18 protein-coding genes and 1 tRNA gene are annotated in these 18,610 nt (G+C 67.6%); 11 read left to right on the plus strand and 8 right to left on the minus strand.

The genetic code is table 11. From position 1 onward, the window contains the following. Positions 1 to 18 precede the first annotated feature (18 nt). Positions 19 to 360, minus strand: coding sequence for a hypothetical protein (locus tag ISP14_RS15870; protein ID WP_404541657.1), 342 nt, complete (start codon positions 358 to 360; stop codon positions 19 to 21). Between the two features lie 186 nt (positions 361 to 546). On the opposite strand from ISP14_RS15870, the gene ISP14_RS15875 reads away from it, so the two are divergent. The 8 genes from ISP14_RS15875 (at position 547) to ISP14_RS15910 (ending at position 8,243) form a co-directional block, all read left to right on the plus strand. Next, entirely contained in the window at positions 547 to 1,536 is a 990-nt protein-coding gene (locus tag ISP14_RS15875) for a biotin--[acetyl-CoA-carboxylase] ligase (protein ID WP_404541660.1), read from the plus strand. Beyond that, complete coding sequence (locus ISP14_RS15880) at positions 1,533 to 2,273, plus strand: type III pantothenate kinase (RefSeq protein ID WP_404541662.1); 741 nt, start codon at positions 1,533 to 1,535, stop codon at positions 2,271 to 2,273. Before ISP14_RS15875 ends, ISP14_RS15880 begins: the two co-directional genes overlap by 4 nt. 54 nt (positions 2,274 to 2,327) lie before the next feature. Continuing rightward, positions 2,328 to 3,014: an SPOR domain-containing protein gene (locus tag ISP14_RS15885; protein WP_404541665.1), complete on the plus strand. Its 687-nt coding sequence runs from the start codon at positions 2,328 to 2,330 to the stop codon at positions 3,012 to 3,014. Positions 3,015 to 3,042: 28 nt separating this feature from the next. After that, positions 3,043 to 3,118, plus strand: a tRNA-Thr gene (locus ISP14_RS15890). Between the two features lie 111 nt (positions 3,119 to 3,229). Next, positions 3,230 to 4,144, plus strand: coding sequence for an arginase (rocF, locus tag ISP14_RS15895; protein WP_404541733.1), 915 nt, complete (start codon positions 3,230 to 3,232; stop codon positions 4,142 to 4,144). Between the two features lie 31 nt (positions 4,145 to 4,175). Further along, positions 4,176 to 5,522, plus strand: a complete 1,347-nt coding sequence (locus ISP14_RS15900; RefSeq protein WP_404541667.1) for a tryptophan--tRNA ligase — start codon at positions 4,176 to 4,178, stop codon at positions 5,520 to 5,522. Between the two features lie 23 nt (positions 5,523 to 5,545). Next, positions 5,546 to 5,878: a hypothetical protein gene (locus ISP14_RS15905; RefSeq protein WP_404541669.1), complete on the plus strand. Its 333-nt coding sequence runs from the start codon at positions 5,546 to 5,548 to the stop codon at positions 5,876 to 5,878. A 136-nt stretch (positions 5,879 to 6,014) separates the two neighbouring features. Beyond that, positions 6,015 to 8,243 (plus strand): DUF5916 domain-containing protein, encoded by a 2,229-nt coding sequence (locus ISP14_RS15910; RefSeq protein WP_404541671.1) that lies wholly within the window; start codon positions 6,015 to 6,017, stop codon positions 8,241 to 8,243. Positions 8,244 to 8,249: 6 nt separating this feature from the next. Here ISP14_RS15910 and ISP14_RS15915 read toward each other — a convergent pair whose 3' ends face one another. The 5 genes from ISP14_RS15915 to hppD form a co-directional block, all read right to left on the minus strand. Continuing rightward, complete coding sequence (locus ISP14_RS15915) at positions 8,250 to 8,633, minus strand: VOC family protein (protein WP_404541674.1); 384 nt, start codon at positions 8,631 to 8,633, stop codon at positions 8,250 to 8,252. A 70-nt stretch (positions 8,634 to 8,703) separates the two neighbouring features. Beyond that, positions 8,704 to 9,690 (minus strand): fumarylacetoacetate hydrolase family protein, encoded by a 987-nt coding sequence (locus ISP14_RS15920; RefSeq protein ID WP_404541676.1) that lies wholly within the window; start codon positions 9,688 to 9,690, stop codon positions 8,704 to 8,706. Positions 9,691 to 9,903: 213 nt separating this feature from the next. Next, on the minus strand, positions 9,904 to 11,217 hold the full coding sequence (hmgA, locus tag ISP14_RS15925) for a homogentisate 1,2-dioxygenase (protein ID WP_404541678.1): 1,314 nt from the start codon (positions 11,215 to 11,217) through the stop codon (positions 9,904 to 9,906). A gap of 17 nt (positions 11,218 to 11,234) precedes the next feature. Then, positions 11,235 to 11,633: an endonuclease domain-containing protein gene (locus ISP14_RS15930; protein ID WP_404541681.1), complete on the minus strand. Its 399-nt coding sequence runs from the start codon at positions 11,631 to 11,633 to the stop codon at positions 11,235 to 11,237. Positions 11,634 to 11,685: 52 nt separating this feature from the next. Beyond that, positions 11,686 to 12,783, minus strand: coding sequence for a 4-hydroxyphenylpyruvate dioxygenase (gene hppD, locus ISP14_RS15935; protein ID WP_404541683.1), 1,098 nt, complete (start codon positions 12,781 to 12,783; stop codon positions 11,686 to 11,688). 206 nt (positions 12,784 to 12,989) lie between these two features. Between hppD and ISP14_RS15940 the strand changes: the two genes are divergently transcribed. Then, entirely contained in the window at positions 12,990 to 13,457 is a 468-nt protein-coding gene (locus ISP14_RS15940; RefSeq protein ID WP_404541685.1) for a MarR family winged helix-turn-helix transcriptional regulator, read from the plus strand. Between the two features lie 139 nt (positions 13,458 to 13,596). On the opposite strand, the gene ISP14_RS15945 is transcribed toward ISP14_RS15940, so the two are convergent. Together ISP14_RS15945 and ISP14_RS15950 are read right to left on the minus strand one after the other, a co-directional pair. Then, complete coding sequence (locus ISP14_RS15945) at positions 13,597 to 15,102, minus strand: peptide MFS transporter (protein WP_404541688.1); 1,506 nt, start codon at positions 15,100 to 15,102, stop codon at positions 13,597 to 13,599. 298 nt (positions 15,103 to 15,400) lie between these two features. After that, positions 15,401 to 16,249, minus strand: a complete 849-nt coding sequence (locus tag ISP14_RS15950; RefSeq protein ID WP_404541690.1) for a tryptophan 2,3-dioxygenase — start codon at positions 16,247 to 16,249, stop codon at positions 15,401 to 15,403. Between the two features lie 273 nt (positions 16,250 to 16,522). Between ISP14_RS15950 and pdhA the strand changes: the two genes are divergently transcribed. Next, entirely contained in the window at positions 16,523 to 17,608 is a 1,086-nt protein-coding gene (gene pdhA / locus ISP14_RS15955; protein ID WP_404541692.1) for a pyruvate dehydrogenase (acetyl-transferring) E1 component subunit alpha, read from the plus strand. Between the two features lie 3 nt (positions 17,609 to 17,611). Next, complete coding sequence (locus tag ISP14_RS15960; protein ID WP_404541694.1) at positions 17,612 to 18,592, plus strand: alpha-ketoacid dehydrogenase subunit beta; 981 nt, start codon at positions 17,612 to 17,614, stop codon at positions 18,590 to 18,592. The last annotated feature ends 18 nt before the right edge of the window (positions 18,593 to 18,610 follow it).

Below are 18,610 nucleotides of genomic sequence, written 5' to 3' on the forward strand. Positions count from 1 at the left end.
TCAAGGCAACACTTGCGGTTACTGGATGGAGCCTGGCAGCAGCGACTGCCAGCCCAGGGTCGCCGGGCGTGCGCTGGTGGGCGCGGAAATGCGGCCGCCGTGTTCGCTGCCGCCACCGGCGCCGCTGCCATGGCTTTCGGAATCGCTGCTGTCGGTGTCGGCGCTGTGCCGCGACGGCGGGCAGTCGCGATTGAGGCTCAACGTGTCCCCGTTGCTGCTGCCAGCATCATGCGCGCTGGTGTCGGCCGTGCTGCTGTGGCTGCTCGTGGTGACGTCGCGGGTATCCATGTCCGCTGCCATGGCGCTGCCCATGCCGGCCAAGCCGATCAGGCAACCGATCATCCAATGTCTGGCACTCATGGCATGCAACCCCTTGATCCACAAGCGAGGTTCCCGATCGTCGCAGAAATGCGCGCACGATGCCAGTGCCGCAGCCGAGATATCGTGCCCCGACGCGCCTTGCCCGGCTAGAATCCGCCGGATGCCTGCGACTCTCCTCCTCCCCTGCCGCCGCACTGCCTCGGCAAGTCTCCCGGCGGCCCGCTGATGCAGCCAGCCGATCTGCTGGCCGAGCTGGCCGCGGGCTCCCCGCTTTCCGGCGTCGAACTGGCCGCCAGGGCCGGCGTGACCCGCGCCGCCGTGTGGAAACAGATCGAGGCGCTGCGCGCCCGCGGCGTACCGATCGAGGCCGGCGGCACACGCGGCTACCGGCTACCGTGGCCATTGCAGCTGCTGGACGCGGCACGCATCCGCGCCGCGCTGCCCGCCGCGGCCGCCAGACAGCTAGGTGCGCTGGAAGTGCACTGGGAGCTCGACTCCACCTCCAGCGAACTGCAGCGCCGCGGCAGCGCGGCACCCGATTTAAGTGTGGTGCTGGCCGAGACACAGAGCGCCGGACGCGGCCGGCGCGGACGCCAATGGCTGTCGCCGCCGGGGCTGAATCTCTACCTGTCCTGCCTGAAGCGCTTCGATGGGGGCTTTGCCACGCTGTCGGGGCTGTCGCTGGCGATCGGCGTGATCGTGCTGCGCACGCTGGCATCGCTGGGCATCGCCGGCGCAGGCCTGAAATGGCCGAACGACGTGCTGGCCGCCGCCCCCGGCCAGGCGCCCGGCAAGCTGGCCGGCATCCTGGTCGAGCTCAGCGGCGAATACCAGGGACCGTGCGCCGCCGTGATCGGCATCGGCCTCAACCTGCGGCTCACCGATGCGCTGCGCGAACAGGCTGGCCAGCCCGCCTGCGATCTCGCCACGCTGGCCGGCGGCACAGCGCCGGACCGCAACCGCGTGGCCGCCGCGCTGATCGCCGCGCTGGCCGAGGGTCTGCGCCAATTCGAGCGCGAGGGCTTCGTTGCTTTCACCGACGACTATGCCCGACACGACCTGCTGCGCGACCAGCCGCTGCGGCTCAGCGGCGCCGGCGGCGAGCGCGACGGCATCGGCGCCGGCGTGGACAGCCGCGGCGCCCTGCTGCTGCATCTGCCGGACGGGGAACTGCAACGCATCGACAGCGCCGACGTCACGGTGCGCCGCGCATGAGCAGACTCTTGCTCGACCTGGGCAACACCCGGCTGAAGTGGGCGCTGAGCCACGATGGCGGCCACCGCGCCAACGGTGCGGTGGCGTGGAGCGAAGGCGTGGCGGACGCACTGGCCGGCGCCTGGTCGGCGCTGCCGCCGCCGGAGGCCGTCTTCGGCGCCTCGGTCGTCGACGCCCCGCGTGAACAGCTCATCGCCCGCAGCGTCGCCACTGCATTCGGGCGCGAGGTAGCCTGGTTGCGCACGCCCGCCGAAGCCTGCGGCGTGCGCAACGCCTACGCCGAACCGCAGCGCTTGGGCGTGGACCGCTTCCTTGCCATGGTCGCCGCCCGTGCCGACGGCCTCGCACCCTGCGTGCTGGCCGGCGTGGGCACCGCGCTCACGCTGGACGCACTGGCCGCCGACGGCCGCCATCTCGGCGGACTGATCGCGCCGGGGCCGCGACTGATGCAGCAGTCCCTGCTTGGCGCCACCGCGCAGGTGCGGCCCGCGCAGGCAGGCACGATCGTCGAGGCGGCGGACAACACTGCCGATGCGGTGGCCTCCGGCTGCTGGCTGTCGGCGACGGCGCTGATCGAACGCTTCGTCACGCACATGGCACCCGCGCTGGGCGGCACGCCCACGCTGCGCCTCGGCGGTGGCGACGCAGAGGCGCTACTGCCCCTGCTCGGCCTGCCGGCGCAGTTCGCGCACGACAGCGTGCTGCACGGACTGGCGGTGTGGGCCGCGGCACAATAGACACAAGCGCGGCGCGACATGTCGTCGGCCGCGGACGTGGATGACGGGGGATCGATGTTCCTGCGATTGCTGTTCGTGCTGCTGGTCATGCTCAACATCGTGGCCGCCGCCTGGCTGCTGCTCGGCCAGCCCTACGCCCACGTGCCGCCGGCCACCGACCCCGGCGTGCCGGAGCTGCGCCTGCTCTCCGAGTTGCCGGCGCAGGCAACCACGGCGACACCTGCAGCCAGCGTCGCTCCACCCGCCTCTGCCCCTTCGCCCTCGCCCGCGACGGCGGACACGCCCGCCGACTACCGCTGTCTCACGCTCGGCCCATTCGCCACGCCGCACGACCTGCAGCAGGCCCGCAGTGCCTTGACGCCGGTGACCCTGCGCATGCGCTCGCGCCAGGAACAGGTTTCCCAGTCGCGCAGCTGGTGGGTCTACCTGCCCGCGCCCGGCAGCCGCGCGCAGGCGCTGGCGCTGACGCGCCAGCTCGCCGCCCGCGGCATCAAGGACTACTTCGTGGTCGGCGGCGGTGACCAGCCCAACACGATCTCGCTAGGTCTGTTCAAGGACCAGGACAACGCGCGCAAGCGCCGCGCCGACGTGACCGCAGCCGGCTTCCCCGCCCACGTCACCGAACGCACCGAGAGCGTGCCGCAATACTGGCTCGACCTGGTGGCCGACCGCGCCGGCTTCGACTGGCGCAGCCGCGTCCACGGCGGCGACGTGGGCTCGCATACCACCAGCTGTTTTTGAGGCTGCCCCTGCTAGAATCCCGCCCCACGCCGGCATAGCTCAGTTGGTAGAGCAACTGATTTGTAATCAGTAGGTCGCGGGTTCGATTCCTGCTGCCGGCACCACCTCCCCGCCGCCCGCCGCGATCCCCATGGTCGCGGCCTGCCCGTTGCGGCCACGTTGCAGCCGACCCGCTACACTTGAAAGCTGCCGGAATCGACGTGGACACCAGCAACATGAGCAAGCAGACGATCGCCCTGGTGGGCGTGCCCACCGACATTGGCGCCGGGCATCGCGGCGCCTCGATGGGACCGGAGGCGCTGCGCGTGGCGCAGATCGCCGAGAAACTGCGCGCGCGCGGGCTCGACGTGATCGACCGCGGCAACCTGCACGGCCCGCACAACCCGTGGCTGCCCCCGGTGAATGGCTACCGCCACCTCGGCGAGGTGGTGGCGTGGAATACCGCGGTGCACGGCGCGATCCATCATGAGCTGCAAGCCGGCCGCCTGCCGATCATGCTGGGCGGCGACCACTGCCTGGCGATCGGCTCGATCAGCGCGGTGGCGCGGCACTGCCGCGAACGGAACAAAAAGCTGCGTGTGCTGTGGCTGGACGCGCACGCCGACTTCAACACCGCGGCGATCACCCCCTCGGGCAACATCCACGGCATGCCGGTGGCCTGCCTGTGCGGCAATGGCCCGGCCGAGCTGGTGGAGATCGGCGAGACCACTCCGGCGACCACGCCCGACGTGTTCCGCCAGATCGGCATCCGCTCGGTGGACGAGGGCGAGAAGCAGCTGGTGCGCGAGGCGAAGATGGCCGTCCATGACATGCGCCACATCGACGAGGTGGGCATGCGCCGGGCCATGGAGGAGGCGCTGGCCGACATGGACGACGACACCCACCTGCACGTGAGCTTCGACGTGGACTTCCTCGACCCCGCCATCGCGCCCGGCGTGGGCACCACGGTGCGCGGCGGCCCGAACTACCGCGAAGCGCAGCTGTGCATGGAAATGATCGCTGACAGCGGCCGGCTCGGCTCGCTCGACATCGTCGAGCTGAACCCCGCGTTCGACAAGCGCAACCAGACCGCGAAACTGGCGGTGGACCTGGTCGAAAGCCTGTTCGGCAAGTCCACTCTGCTGCGCTGATCCGCGCGCCCACGACACAAGCACACCCGACATGCAGACCCGAGTCCTCACCGGCATCACCACCAGCGGCACCCCGCACCTGGGCAACTACGTGGGCGCGATCCGCCCGGCGATAGGGGCCAGCCGGCGCGCCGACGTGGATGCGTTCTTCTTCCTTGCCGACTACCACGCGCTGATCAAGTGCGGCGATGCCGCGCGGGTGGAGCGCTCGCGGCTGGAGATCGCGGCGACCTGGCTGGCCGCGGGGCTCGATCCCGCGCGCGTCACCTTCTACCGGCAGTCGGACATCCCGGAGATTCCTGAGCTGACCTGGTTCCTCACCTGCGTCACCGCCAAAGGCCTGCTCAACCGCGCACACGCCTACAAGGCCGCGGTCGACCGCAACAACGAGACCGGTGAAGACCCGGACGCCGGCGTCACCGCGGGCCTGTACATGTACCCGGTGCTGATGGCCGCGGACATCCTCGCCTTCGACGCGCACAAGGTGCCGGTGGGGCGCGACCAGATCCAGCACATCGAGATGGCGCGCGACATCGGGCAGCGCTTCAGCCACCTGTACGGCCAGGATTTCTTCGTGCTGCCCGAGGTGGCCATCGAAGAGGACGTAGCTACCTTGCCGGGGCTGGATGGCCGCAAGATGTCGAAGAGCTACGACAACACCATTCCGTTGTTCGAGGGCGGCGCGAAGGGGCTGCGCGAGGCGATCATGCGCATCGTCACCGATTCGCGCGCGCCGGGCGAACCGAAAGACCCGGACAGCTCCGCGCTGTACACGATCTTCCGCGCCTTCGCCGACGACGCTGAAAGCGCCGCCTACCGCCAGGCGCTGGTCGACGGCATCGGCTGGGGTGAGGCCAAGCAGCGGCTGTTCGAGCGCATCGAGGCCGAGCTGGCGCCGATGCGCGAGCGTTACGACGCACTGATCGCCAAGCCCGCCGCCATCGAGGAAATCCTGCGCGCGGGCGCGGCGAAAGCCCGTGCGGTCGCCACGCCCAAGCTCGCCACGATCCGCGAGGCGATCGGCCTGCGCGCGATGGGCGTGGCACCGGCGGCGAAGGCGGACAAGCCGGCTGCCGCAAAGGCAGGCAAGGCGCCGCGTTTCGCCAGCTTCCGCGACGGCGATGCCGGTTTCCGTTTCCGCCTGTTCGCTGCGGATGGCGAGGAGCTGCTGCTGTCGATGCCGTTCGCCGATCCCAAGGCCGCCGGCACGCTGCAGCAGCGCATCCGCCAGCTGGGTCAGGCTGCCGTATTGCGCGAGGACGGCGATGTGCTGGTGCTTGAGCTGGACGGCGAGGCCGTCGCCCGCACCCCGCAGTCCGACGACGAACTGCTGGCCCGCCTGCGCGACGCGCTGGAACAGCTGGCCGCGCAGGACTGAGCGGCCACGCGCCGGAGCCGCCGATGCGCTACCTCGCCCTGCTGCTGCTCGCGCCCTGGCTGCTGATCCTCGGCTGGGCCTATGCGTGCTACCCGAAGTCGCTGCCGCGCACGCCGGCGCGCCGGCTGTTCGACGTGCTGGCGCTGCTGCTCGCGTTTGCCGCCGCGGTGTATGCCGGGCTGCTCGGCTTCGACATGGTGCAACTGCCCATGCCGGACGAAACCGGCCGGCGCGCCAGTGGCGCGATCTGGCAGCAGGTGCTGCCGGCGCTGTGCGGCTACGGCGCCTTCGCTGGGGTGCTGGTGCTGGCCCTGCCGCTGCGGGCGTGGCTGTGGCGCCGCCCGCCGCCGGCATAACAGCCGGGAACATGACTTCCGGCTGTCGCGGACGTCCAAACCCCTGGCGCAAGCTGCGCATCTGATCGCCGGGCGAATCCCTTGCCCGGCGCACGCATTCCCCGGCGTGCCCCGACCGATGCGGACTCCCCCCGACATGCGCCTGGCATGCCTGCTGCTGATCGTCCTCGCCATGCTGTCGCCGCCGGTTTTCGCGGTGACGATGGATGGCCGTATCCACCCGGAAGAGTGGCAAGGTGCGCTGCACGTCAGCGACTTCCGCCAGGTCCAGCCGCTCAACGGCAAGCCGGCCACGCTGCCCACCGAGGCCTGGGTGCTGGCTACGCCACAGGGGCTGGCGGTGGCGTTCCGCTGCACCCAGCCGCCGGGCGTGCCGCGCAGCACCCAGCAGGTGCAGCGCGATTTCGAGGATCAGGTGGACCGGGTGAACCTGATCGTCGACTTCAACGGCGACGGCCGTACCGGCTACAACTTCACGGTGAGCTACAGCGGCGGTGTCTACGACGCGGTGGTCACCAACGAGAGCAACTTCAACAAGGACTGGGACGGCATCTGGCAGTCCGCGGTAAGCCACGACGCGCAGGGCTGGACGGTGGAGATCCTGGTGCCCTGGTACACCGCGCCGATGCATCGCGCCGACGGCGGCAAGCGCATCATCGGCCTCTACCTGGACCGCGTGGTGGCCGCCAGCGGCGAGCGCGACTCCTGGCCGTTGGCCAGCTTCCAGCAAGCCCGCTTCCTCTCCGATTTCCGGCGCATCGAGGTGCCGCAGTACAGCCAGGCGCTGCTTGCCGTCACACCCTACGTGTCGGGCCTGTACGACAACGTGCGCGGCCGCAGCCACCTCAGCGAAGGCGCCGACATCTTCTGGAAGCCGAACGGCCAGTTCCAGCTCACCGCGGCGCTGAACCCCGACTTCGGCCAGGTGGAGAGCGACGACCTGGTCGTGAACTTCAGCGCCACCGAAACCTATATCAGCGACAAGCGACCGTTCTTCACCGAAAACCAGGGCATCTTCGACTTCAGCCTGCTCGACGACAACAGCCAGCTGGTCTACACGCGCCGCGTAGGCGGCCCAGCCGATGACGGCCATGGCGCCAGCCCGATCGACGCAGCGGTGAAACTCAACGGCAGCGTCGGCAACACCAGCTACGGCGTGCTCGCCGCCGACGAGGGCGGCGAAGCCGGCCGCTTCTTCGGCGCCGCGCGCATCGTGCATGACTTTGGCACGCAGAGCCTGGGCCTGATGCTGACCCGCGTGGACCGCCCGTGGCTGGACCGCGACGCCACTGTGTTCGGCGTCGACCATCACTGGCATCCGACGCCGCAGTTGACCATCGCGACCAACGTGCTGGGCAGCGACATCCTGCAGCACGGCACACGCAGCCAGGGCGAGGGCGCGACCACTCTGGTCGATTACGACATGGACGACGGCTGGCGCCAGGAATGGGCGGGCATGCACTTCGGCGGCCGGCTGCAGGTGAACGACTTCGGCTACCTGGAGCGCAACGACCTGAACTACGCGCACTGGGAGGTGCGCAAGCGCAACGCCGACCTGCCCGACGACTCGCTCTACAGCTCGCACGACTGGCGCGTGCGCGTCGACGCTCTGGACAACACGCATGGTCTGGAACTGCGCCGCCAGCTGCGCATCGAGCGGATCAGCACCTTGCACAACGGCGCCACCGAGGATGTGGAACTCAACATCAACAGCGCCGCTTGGGACGACCTGCTGACCCGCGGCCATGGCGCACTGTACCTGCCGCCCACCTTCGACCTCATGTTCGAGCACGACAGCCCGCGCCACGGCGACTGGTCGTACAAGCTGCCGGTCGAGGTCGTCAGTGGCGGCCTCGGCGGCAACCGCAGTGTGGGCTGGGACATCAAGTTCCTGCCCACCTACTACGTCAGCGACCGCTTCAGCGTGTACGCCGGCCCGTACATCCAGCGCGTGCCGGACTGGCTGGTGTGGCAGCACGACAACCTGGTCGGACGTTACAACCAGCGCACGCTGGAACTGGACAGCGGCTTCGACTGGAGCATCGACGGACGCCAGGAGTTGCGCCTGAAGCTGCAGGCGATCGGGCTCGACGCACACCTGCGCAGCGGCTACGTGGTGGCCGCCAACGGCCGCGCAGTGGCCAGCGACGAGCCGATCAGCAGTTTCGGCGTACGCAATCTCGGCCTGCAGATCCGCTACCGCTACGAGCTGGCGCCGCTGTCCTACCTGTACGTGGTGTACGGCCGTGGCGGCTACGCGCTGGACGATTTCCGCCGCGACGTGACCTCGCAGTTCGACAACAGCTTCGCACTGCGCGACGAAGAGCAGCTGCTGGTGAAGCTGGATTACCGTTTCGGGATCTGAGCCTGCTCAGTCCCAACGATTGAGGTGCGGGCCGAAGGCGTCGCGCTGCTTGCGCACGACGCAGAAGCGCTGGCCGCTGGGCGCCTCCATCACCCACCAGCGCTGCCGCACGAAGGCGATGCGCTTCGCACCCAGGCGTTCCAGCCGCGCAGCCTCCGCTTCGAGGTCGTCGGTCTCGATATCCAGATGCACGCGGCTCTCGTGCTCGACTTTCTGCAGCAGGATCAGCGGTTCGTCGTCGGCCGTGCGCAGTTCGGCGTAGCGGCCGTCGCCATCCTGGTCGAGCGCGGCGATCGGCTTGCCCAGCGCCGCGCTCCAGAACCTCGCGGCATCGCCCAGATCGTCGACCTTGCAGTCCAATACCAAGGCACACAGGCGGCTGTGATGCATGGAGCACCTCGCGGCGGGGCGGAGTGTCCAGTGTGCGCCGGCATGCGAGCCAGCGCACCTGTCGCTGCGATCAGCGCGCCAGCGGTGCGATGCGCTGCTCGATCGCGCCGAAGATCGAGGCGCCGGCGGCGTCGGTGATCTCGATGCGCAGCGTGTCGCCGTACTTCAGGAACGGCGTGCTGGGCGCGCCGTCGCGCAGCGTCTCCACCGTGCGCTGCTCGGCGAGGCAGGAGGCACCCTTGGAGGTGTCCTGGTTGGCGATGGTGCCGGAGCCGACGATGGTGCCGGCGGCAAGCGGGCGCGTCTTCGCCGCGTGCGCCACCAGCTGGGCGAAGCTGAACTGCATGTCCACGCCGCATTCGGCCTCGCCGAACCACTGGCCATTGAGCCAGGTACGCATCGGCAGATGGAGCTTCTCGTCCTGCCAGGCCCCGCCCAGCTCGTCGGGCGTCACCAGCACCGGCGACAGCGCGGAACGCGGCTTGCTCTGCAGGAAGCCGAAGCCTTTGGCTAGTTCGCCGGGGATCAGCCCGCGCAGCGAAACGTCGTTGACCAGGCCGACCAGCTGGATGTGTCCGGCCGCATCGGCCGGTGAGGCGGCCATCGGCACATCGTCGGTGACCACCACGACTTCGGCTTCCAGATCGATGCCGTAGTCCTCGCTGGGCACCACCACCGCGTCGCGCGGGCCCAGGAAACCGGCGCTGGTGGCCTGATACATGAGTGGATCGGTGTAGAACGAGGCCGGCACTTCGGCGCCACGCGCTTTGCGCACGCGCTCCACGTGCGGCAGGTAGGCGCTGCCGTCGACGAATTCATACGCGCGCGGCAGGGGCGAAGCCAACGCCGTCATGTCCAGCGCGAACGCGCCGGCGGCCTTGCCCGCATTCAACGCGTCGGACAAGGCGTTGAGGCGTGGCGCCACGTTCGACCAGTCGTCCAGCGCAGCCTGCATGGTGGCGGCGATGCCGGTGGCCTTCACCGCGATGCCGAGGTCTCGGCTGACCACGATCAGCGTGCCGTCACGGCCGCCTTCCTTCAGGGAACCCAGTTTCATGTTTCGCTCCACGGACCCGGACGATAGCGCCGGTCCCTTCGTTCTCGGTTGATGCGATGCCCGGCGCCTAGGAGCCTGTCGGGCTTTGATGGTCAAGGCGAGAATCAGGCTGTGTGAGGACAGATTTTCGACAATTCGCCGCCCCATAGTGGTTCTATGGGGCAAGAAATGGCGGAAATATGGGCCACACAGCCGGATTCGCAGACCGGCCAATCAAAGTCCGACAGGCTCCTTGTTGCCGGCGAAATGCTTCCGGATGCCCTGCCAGCACTCGTGGTAATTGCCCTGCAGCTCCTTCGACTCCAGCGCCTGCCGGGTCGGATGGAGCACGCGGCGCGCTTCGAACATGAAGGCCATGGTGCCGGTGATCACGTCGGGCTGCGACAGGTCGCGCGTCGAAGCCTTCTCGTAGGTCGCCGCGTCCGGACCGTGGCCGCTCATGCAATTGTGCAACGAGGCACCGCCCGGCACGAAGCCCTCGGCCTTGGCGTCATAGGCGCCGGTGACCAGGCCCATGAACTCGCTGGCGATATTGCGGTGGAACCACGGCGGACGGAAGGTGTGCTGCGCCACCAGCCAGCGCGGCGGGAAGATCACGAAATCCATGTTGCTCACGCCCGCGGTGTCGCTGGGCGAGTGCAGCACCAGGAAGATGCTCGGGTCCGGGTGGTCGTAACTGATCGAGCCGATCGTGTTGAAGCGGCGCAGGTCGTACTTGTACGGCGCATAGTTGCCGTGCCAGCCGACCACGTCCAACGGCGAATGGTCGATACCCGCGCGCCACAGGTTGCCTTGGAACTTGGCCACCAGCTCGAAGTCGCCCTCGACGTCTTCGTAGGCCGCCACCGGGGTAAGGAAATCGCGCGGATTGGCCAGGCCGTTGCTGCCGATCGGGCCAAGGTCCGGCAAGCGCAGCAGCGCACCGAAGTTCTCAGCGATATAGCCGCGGGCGACGTCGTCCAGCAGCTCCACCCGGAAGCGCACGCCGCGCGGGATCACCGCGATCTCCAGCGGCTCCAGCTCGATCACGCCGAACTCGGTGGCCAGGCGCAGACACCCCTGCTGCGGCACGATCAGCAACTCGCCATCGGCATCATAGAAAAAGCGACCCTGCATCGAGCGATTGGCCGCATACACGTGGATGCCAATGCCCGACTGCTCTGCCGCACCGCCGTTGCCGGCCATGGTGACGATGCCATCGACGAAATCGGTGGGCGCCGTCGGCAGCGGCAGCGGATCCCAGCGCAGCTGGTTGGGGCTGGCCGGCACCTCGTCGAAGCGATTGTGGAAACGACCGGGCGCCATCGCCTCGAACGGCTGGTGCATCGCCGCCGGGCGGATGCGGTACAACCAGCTGCGCCGGTTGCTGTGGCGTGGCGCGGTGAACGCGGTGCCCGACAGCTGCTCGGCGTACAGGCCGTGCGCCGCCCGCTGCGGCGAGTTCTGCCCTTCCGGCAGCACGCCGGGGACGGCCTCGGTGGCGAATTCGTTGGCGAAGCCGGATTGGTAGTTGGTGCCGACAGACATGTGCATGCCTTCCGCTTTCAGAGCCCCTCTCCCTCCGGGAGAGGGGTTGGGGTGAGGGTTCGGTTTTCCGCGGCGTGAAGGATCGCTTCGAGCACCGCCTCCATCTGTTGCAGAACTTCGTTGTCCCAGTATCGCAAGACCTTCAATCTGCGGGACTCCAGAAACTTCGTGCGTGCCTGGTCGACGGCTTCATCATGCTGTGAACCGTCCAGCTCCACGACCAGTTTCTTCGCTTCGCAATAGAAATCCACAATGTAGGGCGGCACGGGATGTTGGCGACGGAACTTGAGGCCATTTAATCGGCCGGCACGCAGGTGGAACCAGAGCTTTTGTTCCGCATCCGTACCCGACTTGCGCAACCCACGCGACTGCTCGCGAGTTCGTGTCGGCAGTGGCGGATTGATGCGTTCCGGCATTTCCGTACCCTCTCCCCAACCCCTCCCCCGAAGGGGGAGGGGCTTCAAAGCCTCAAAGCACGCCGCGCTTCATCTGGTCGCGCTCGATCGACTCGAACAGCGCCTGGAAGTTGCCTTCGCCGAAACCCTCGTTGCCCTTGCGCTGGATGATCTCGAAGAAAATCGGGCCGATGTTGTTCTGCGTGAAGATCTGCAGCAGCAGGCGCTGCTTGGTCTCGGCGTCGGCGTCGATCAGGATCTTGTTCTTCGCCAGGCGCGGCACGTCTTCGCCGTGGTTCGGGATGCGCAGGTCGATCACTTCGAAATACGTAGCCGGCGTATCGAGGAACTCCACGCCTTGCGCACGCATCGCCTCTACCGTGTCGTAGATGTTGTCGGTGAACATCGCGATGTGCTGGATGCCCTCGCCATGATAGGCGTCGAGATACTCGTTGATCTGCGACTTCGGATCGCTCGATTCGTTGAGCGGAATGCGCACGATGCCGTCCGGCGCGGTCATCGCCTTCGACACCAGGCCGGTCTTGGCGCCCTTGATGTCGAAGTAGCGGATCTCGCGGAAGTTGAACAGGCGCTCGTAGTAGTCCGACCACTTCTGCATGTTGCCGAAGTAGAGATTGTGGGTGAGGTGGTCGATGAAGGTGAGGCCGAAACCCTTCGGATGCTGGTCGGCGCCCGGGATCGGCGCATAGTCGTCGCCGTAGATGCTGCCCTTGTCGCCATAGCGGTCGACTAGGTACAGCGTGCAGTCGCCGATGCCCTTCACCGCCGGCGCGTCGACCGCTTTGGAGCGCTCGGCCAGTTCGCTCACCGCCTCGCCGCCATTGCCGAGCACGGTGGTGCGCACTTCACCGGCGGGCTTGCGGAAGCGGATGGCGAAGCCGGCGGCGCAGGGGCCGTGTGTCTGGGCGAACTCGGCGGCGTACGAGTCCGGATCCTCGTTGACCAGCAGGTTCACCTCGCCCTGGCGGTACACGGTGATCGGACGGCTCTTGTGCTTGAGCACGGCGCTGAAGCCCATGCTCTTGAACAGCGCGTGCAGCTCGCCGGCACGGCCGGCCGGTGCGGCGAATTCGACGAATTCGAAGCCGTTGATCCCCATCGGGTTCTCGAAGGTGGTGACCTGCATGCCGAGGTTGGGCTGGGCGTTCATGGGATCTCTCCGACGGGCTACGATGGTGGCAAACCGCGCTGCCATGCTTGCTTTCGCATACCGCGCGCTAAATTGATGCCTGCTCTTGGTGAAAAGTGCGGCCATGGATGGCCGCCCGTTTGATTCTCGCGGTCACGGATGACCGCACAAACCAAGCCGCACTAATCATGGTTTCATCTGAAACCATTTGCAAGGAACACCGCAGCATGCCCGCTGGACGCCATCCCCCCGACCACGCCCCGCTGGAACTGGAGCGCTTCCTGCCCTACCAGTTATCGATCGTGTCGAACACGGTCAGCCAGGCGATCGCCGACGACTATCAGGCGCGCCACGACCTGGGCGTCACCGAATGGCGCGTAATGGCGGTGCTGGCCCGTTTCGACGGCCTCTCCGCGCGCGAGGTGGCCGAACGCACCGCGATGGACAAGGTGGCGGTAAGCCGTGCATTGGCGCGCCTGGTCGCCGCCGGCCGCGTGCGCCGCCACACCCATGCCAGCGACAAGCGCCGCTCGGTGCTGGGCCTTACCGCGGCCGGTTGGAAGATCCACGACGAAGTGGCGCCGATGGCGCGGCAGCGGGAAAGGGAGTTGCTGGCGCGGTTGGGGCCGGATGAGCAGGCGTGGCTGCGGCGGATACTGGACAAGCTGATGCCGCAGGACGGGCACGAGAGCTGAGAGCCTGTTCCAGGCTCTGAGAGCCGTTATCGATGTCCCGAACGGGGCTCTCGCCCGCCGGGACTCGCCCCGACCAGGCACAGCCTGATCGGGGCTCCGTCGGGCGCACGCGCCCGACGACGGACCAGCCACGGCCGGTTTATTTCACGCCGTGCATCAGGCGGTTGATCAGCGGCGCGATCAGCAACAGCACGGCGCCGGAGATGGCCAGCAGCCAGAAACCAAAGGTGAAGCCGGACAGCGCCGAGGCGGCGGTCATGCCGTGCTCGCCCGCGATGTAGCTGGCCAGCAGGCCCGACAGGTTGCCGCCGGCAGCCGTGGAGAGGAACCAGCCGCCCATCGCCAGGCCGACCAGGCGCGGCGGCGCCAGCTTGGTCACCATCGACAAGCCGATCGGCGACAGGCACAGCTCGCCCAGGGTCTGCAGCGCGTAGCAGGCCGCCAGCGGCCAGAACGGGATCAGGCCCTGCGGATCGATCAGGTGGCGCAGCGCGTACATCAGCACCAGGAAGCCCAGGCCGTTGAAGATCAGGCCGAAACCGAACTTGCGCGGAATCGAAGGCTCCATCCGCCGCTTGCCCAGCAAGCCCCAGGCCAGGCTGACCACCGGCGCCAGCACGATGATGGTGAGCGGACTGACCGACTGGAACCAGCTCACCGGGAACACCCAGTCAAACATCTTGCGGTCGACCAGGTTTTCGGCGAGGAAGTTGAACGAGCTGCCGAGCTGGTAATAGAACATCCAGAACAGCACGTTGAAGCCAAAGATGATCAGCATCGCCCACACGCGGTCCAGCTGGACGCGGTCGTGGCGCATCGCTTCGTTGATCAGCAGCGCCGACACCCCCACCGCCAGCAGGCCGATCAGCCACTGCAGGCCGATGGTGCCGACGCGCGACAGCAGCAGGTACACCAGCGGTACCGCCACCAGCGCCCCCACCAGCACCAGCAGCGAGCGCCCACGCCCTTCCATGCCGGGCAACGGCCGGCCCACGCCGCGCAGCTGGCGGCGGCCGAACCAGAACCAGAGGAAGCTCAGCACCATGCCCACGCCGGCGGCGATGAACACCAGTTTGTAGTTCTGCTGCAGCGGCGTATCGGTGAAGGTCGCCGCCAGCCAGCCGGTCAGCAGCGGCGCCACGAAGGCACCCGCGTTGATGCCCATGTAGAACAGCGTGAAGCCGCGATCTCGGCGCGGATCGTCGCGGCCGTAGAGCTGGCCCACCATGGAAGAGATGTTTGGCTTGAACAAACCGTCGCCCACGATGACCATCGACAAGCCCAGCAGGAAGACCGTCTTGCTGGCTACGATCAGGGTGAACAAGCCCGCCGCCATCACCAGCGCGCCGATCAGGATCGCGCGCTGGTAGCCGATCAGCTTGTCGGCCACGTAGCCGCCGAAGATGCCGGTACCGAAGATCAGCGCCGTGTAGGTGCCGAAGATCGCCCCGGCCCAGCCCTGCCCCGACGGATCGCCGTGGTAGAACTGCGCCACCACGTACAGCGCCACTGCCCAGCTCACGCTGTAGAACGCGAAGCGCTCCCAGAACTCGGTCATGAACAGCATCCACAGCGGACGCGGATGGCCGAGCAGCTGTGGATAGTCCGGCGCGGCGCCGGTGCCGGCCTCGATGGTCTGGCTCATGACGTTCCCCAGTGGTCAGTGGCGCGTGAGTGGATGAAATGAAAAGTGCGGCCATGGATGGCCGCCCGTTTGATCTTCGCGATCAGGAATGATCGCAAAAGCTTAAGCTGTGCGGCCGTGGAGGCCGCCCGTTTGATCTTCGTGATCAGGGATGATCGCAAAAGCTTAAGCTGTGCGGCCGTGGAGGCCGCCCGTTTGATCTTCGTGATCAGGGATGATCGCAAAAGCTTAAGCTGTGCGGCCGTGGAGGCCGCCCGTTTGATCCTCGCGATCAGGGATGATCGCAAAGGTCGAGCCCTCACGTGCCCAGCACCGTGCGCACGTCGAGCAGTTCGGGGAAGAAGGTCAGGTCCAGCGCTTTCTTGAGGAAGCCCACGCCGGAGGAGCCGCCGGTGCCGCGGCGGTGGCCGATGATGCGCTCCACCGCCTTCATGTGGCGGAAACGCCAGAGCTGGAAGCTCTCCTCGATGTCCACCAGCGTCTCGCACAGGTGGAACTCGGTCCAGAAGTTCTCCGGCGCCTCGTAGATGCGCCGGAACACCGGCAGCAAGGCCTCGGAGAACTGCCACGGCTGCGTCACGTCGCGCTCGAGCAATGCCTGCGGCACCGCGTGGCCATGCCGCGCCAGCCAGCGCAACGCCTCGTCGTACAGGCCCGGCGCCTCCAGCGTGGCGCGCAGGCCTGCCTGTATCGCCGCGTCGTGCGCAAACACCGCCAACATGTCGGCGTTCTTGTTGCCGAGCAGGAACTCCACCGTGCGGTACTGCGCCGACTGGAAGCCGGACGAAGGCCCCAGCGCATCGCGGAAGGCCAGGTATTCGTGTGGCGTCATCGTCTCCAGCACCGCCCACTGCTCGAACAGCTGGCGCTGGATCTGCTTCACCCGCGCCAGCACCTTGAGCGCGGGGCCCATGCGCTCGCCACGGATGAGCTCCATCGCAGCGTGCAGCTCATGGATCATCAGCTTCAGCCACAGCTCGGACACGTGGTGCTGCACGATGAACAGCATCTCGTCGTGGTACGGCGGGTCGGACACGGGCCGCTGCGCGGACAGCAAGGTATCCAGGCGCAGGTAGCCCGCGTAGGTCATGCGTCCGGAAAGGTCGCGCTCGATGCCCGCCTCGAGCTCGCGCTGGTTGTCCGTCATGGTCGATCGCGGCTGCCGAAAGCGAGCATGTTAACCGCTGATGACGTTCGGCCTACAGGAGGCGCCATAGCGTCATTTTTTGCGGCGCGCCGTACCCGCCCGCATGCTGCGGCGTACCTTGCGACGCAACATGCCCGCCTGCTATCTATGTACGGCTTTCCCCAGCCGTTTTGATCGCCTCGGCGGTCGCCCGGCCAGGGATCTCCAGCGCGTCAGGCCCCACTGGATGGGCCGCCGCCCCCACTTCCCCATTCGTCCAAACGGGAGCGAGTCGTGTCCATCGCCGCCAAGTTCGAAATCGAATACCTGCAATACCTCGATGCCGAGGGCAAACAGGTTCGCAAGGATCTGCCCGCCTTCGCCAAGGACCTCGACCACATGGTCGAGCTGTACAAGCTGATGTTGTCGACCCGCGTGTTCGACGCCAAGTCGGTGGCGCTGCAGCGTACCGGCAAGCTCGGCACCTACGCCAGCTGCCTCGGCCACGAGGCCGCCCACGTCGGCATCGGCAGCGCGATGAAGCCCGAGGACGTGTTCGCCCCCAGCTACCGCGAATACGGCGCGCAGCTGTACCGCGGCGTGCAGCCGCGCGAGGTGTACATGTACTGGGGCGGCGACGAGCGCGGCAACGACTACCAGAAAGAGCCGGCGCGCCACGACTTCGCGTGGTCGGTGCCGATCGCCACGCAGTGCCTGCACGCAGCCGGTTCCGCGCTGGCGTTCAAGATCCGCGGCGAGAAGCGCGTGGCCGTGTGCACGATCGGCGACGGCGGTTCGTCCAAGGGCGACTTCTACGGCGCCATCAACATCGCCGGCGCGCAGAACCTGCCGCTGGTGGCGGTGATCGTGAACAACCAGTGGGCCATCTCGGTGCCGCGCAAGATCCAGTCCGGCGCGCCCACGCTGGCGCAGAAGGGCATCGCCGCGGGCCTGTACTGCATCCAGGTCGACGGCAACGACATCATCGCCGTACGCAAGGCGATGGAAGACGCGCTGGAGCGTGCCCGCAACGGCGAGGGCGGCAGCGTGCTGGAGCTGGTCACCTACCGCCTCGGCGACCACACCACCGCCGACGACGCCCGCCGCTACCGCGGCGAGCAGGAAGTGAAGGACGCCTGGGCGAAGGAGCCGATGAAGCGCCTGCGCAACTGGCTGGTGGACAAGGGTGTGTGGGACGACGCCAAGGAAGAAGCCTGGAAGGCCGAGTGCGACGAGTGGATGGACAACGAGGTGAACGCCTACCTCGAGACCAAGACGCAGCCGGTGACGGCGATGTTCGACTACACCTTCGCCGAAGTCCCCGCCGATCTCGCCAAGCAGCGTGATTACGTCCTTTCGCTCGAAACCAAGGGTCACTGAGTCATGGCACAGATCACACTCATCGAAGCCGTCACCCAGGCGCTCGCCTACGAGATGAAGCATGACGACAGCGTCGTGGTGCTGGGCGAGGACGTCGGCGTCAACGGCGGCGTGTTCCGCGCTACCCAGGGTCTGCAGGAAAAGTTCGGCGAACTGCGCGTGCTCGACACGCCGCTGGACGAAACCACCATCGCCGGCGTCACCGTGGGCCTGGCCGTGCAAGGCATGAAGCCGGTGGCCGAGGCGCAGTTCGAAGGCTTTATCTACCCGATGATGGAGCAGATCGCCTGCCACGCCGCGCGCATGCGCAACCGCACCCGCGGCCGCCTCACCGTGCCGGCCGTGTGGCGTGCGCCCTGGGGCGGCGGTATCCGCGCGCCGGAGCACCACTCCGAAGCGAACGAGCACCTGTTCACCAACATCCCGGGCCTGCGCGTGGTGCTGCCCTCCTCGCCCGCGCGCGCCTACGGCCTGCTGCTGGCCGCGATCCGCGATCCCGATCCGGTGATCTTCCTCGAACCCAAGCGCATCTACCGCCAGTACAAGGAAGAAGTGCCGGACGACGGCGAAGCGCTGCCGCTGGACGTGTGCTTCGTGCTGCGCGACGGCACCGACGTGACCCTGGTGACCTGGGGCGCACAGGTGAAGGAATCGCTGGAAGCCGCCGACGAGCTCGCCAAGCAAGGCATCAGCGCCGAAGTCATCGACGTCGCCACGCTCACCCCGCTGGACTTCGACACCATCGCCGAGTCGGTGCAGAAGACCGGCCGCTGCGTGATCGTGCACGAAGCCCCGAAGACCGCCGGCTTCGGCGCCGAGATCGCCGCACGCGTGGCCGAGGAGTGCCTGTACGACCTGCTCGCCCCGGTCGAGCGCGTCACCGGCCCCGACACGCACATTCCGCTGTTCCGCCTGGAAATGAAGTACCTGCCCAGCGTGGAACGCATCGTCGACGCCGCCAAGCGCACGCTTGCCGCCAGCTAACCCTTGCACGGAAACCGA

It is taken from the genome of Dyella agri, assembly GCF_044904705.1.
GTDB classification, from domain to species: Bacteria; Pseudomonadota; Gammaproteobacteria; order Xanthomonadales; family Rhodanobacteraceae; genus Rhodanobacter_A; species Rhodanobacter_A agri.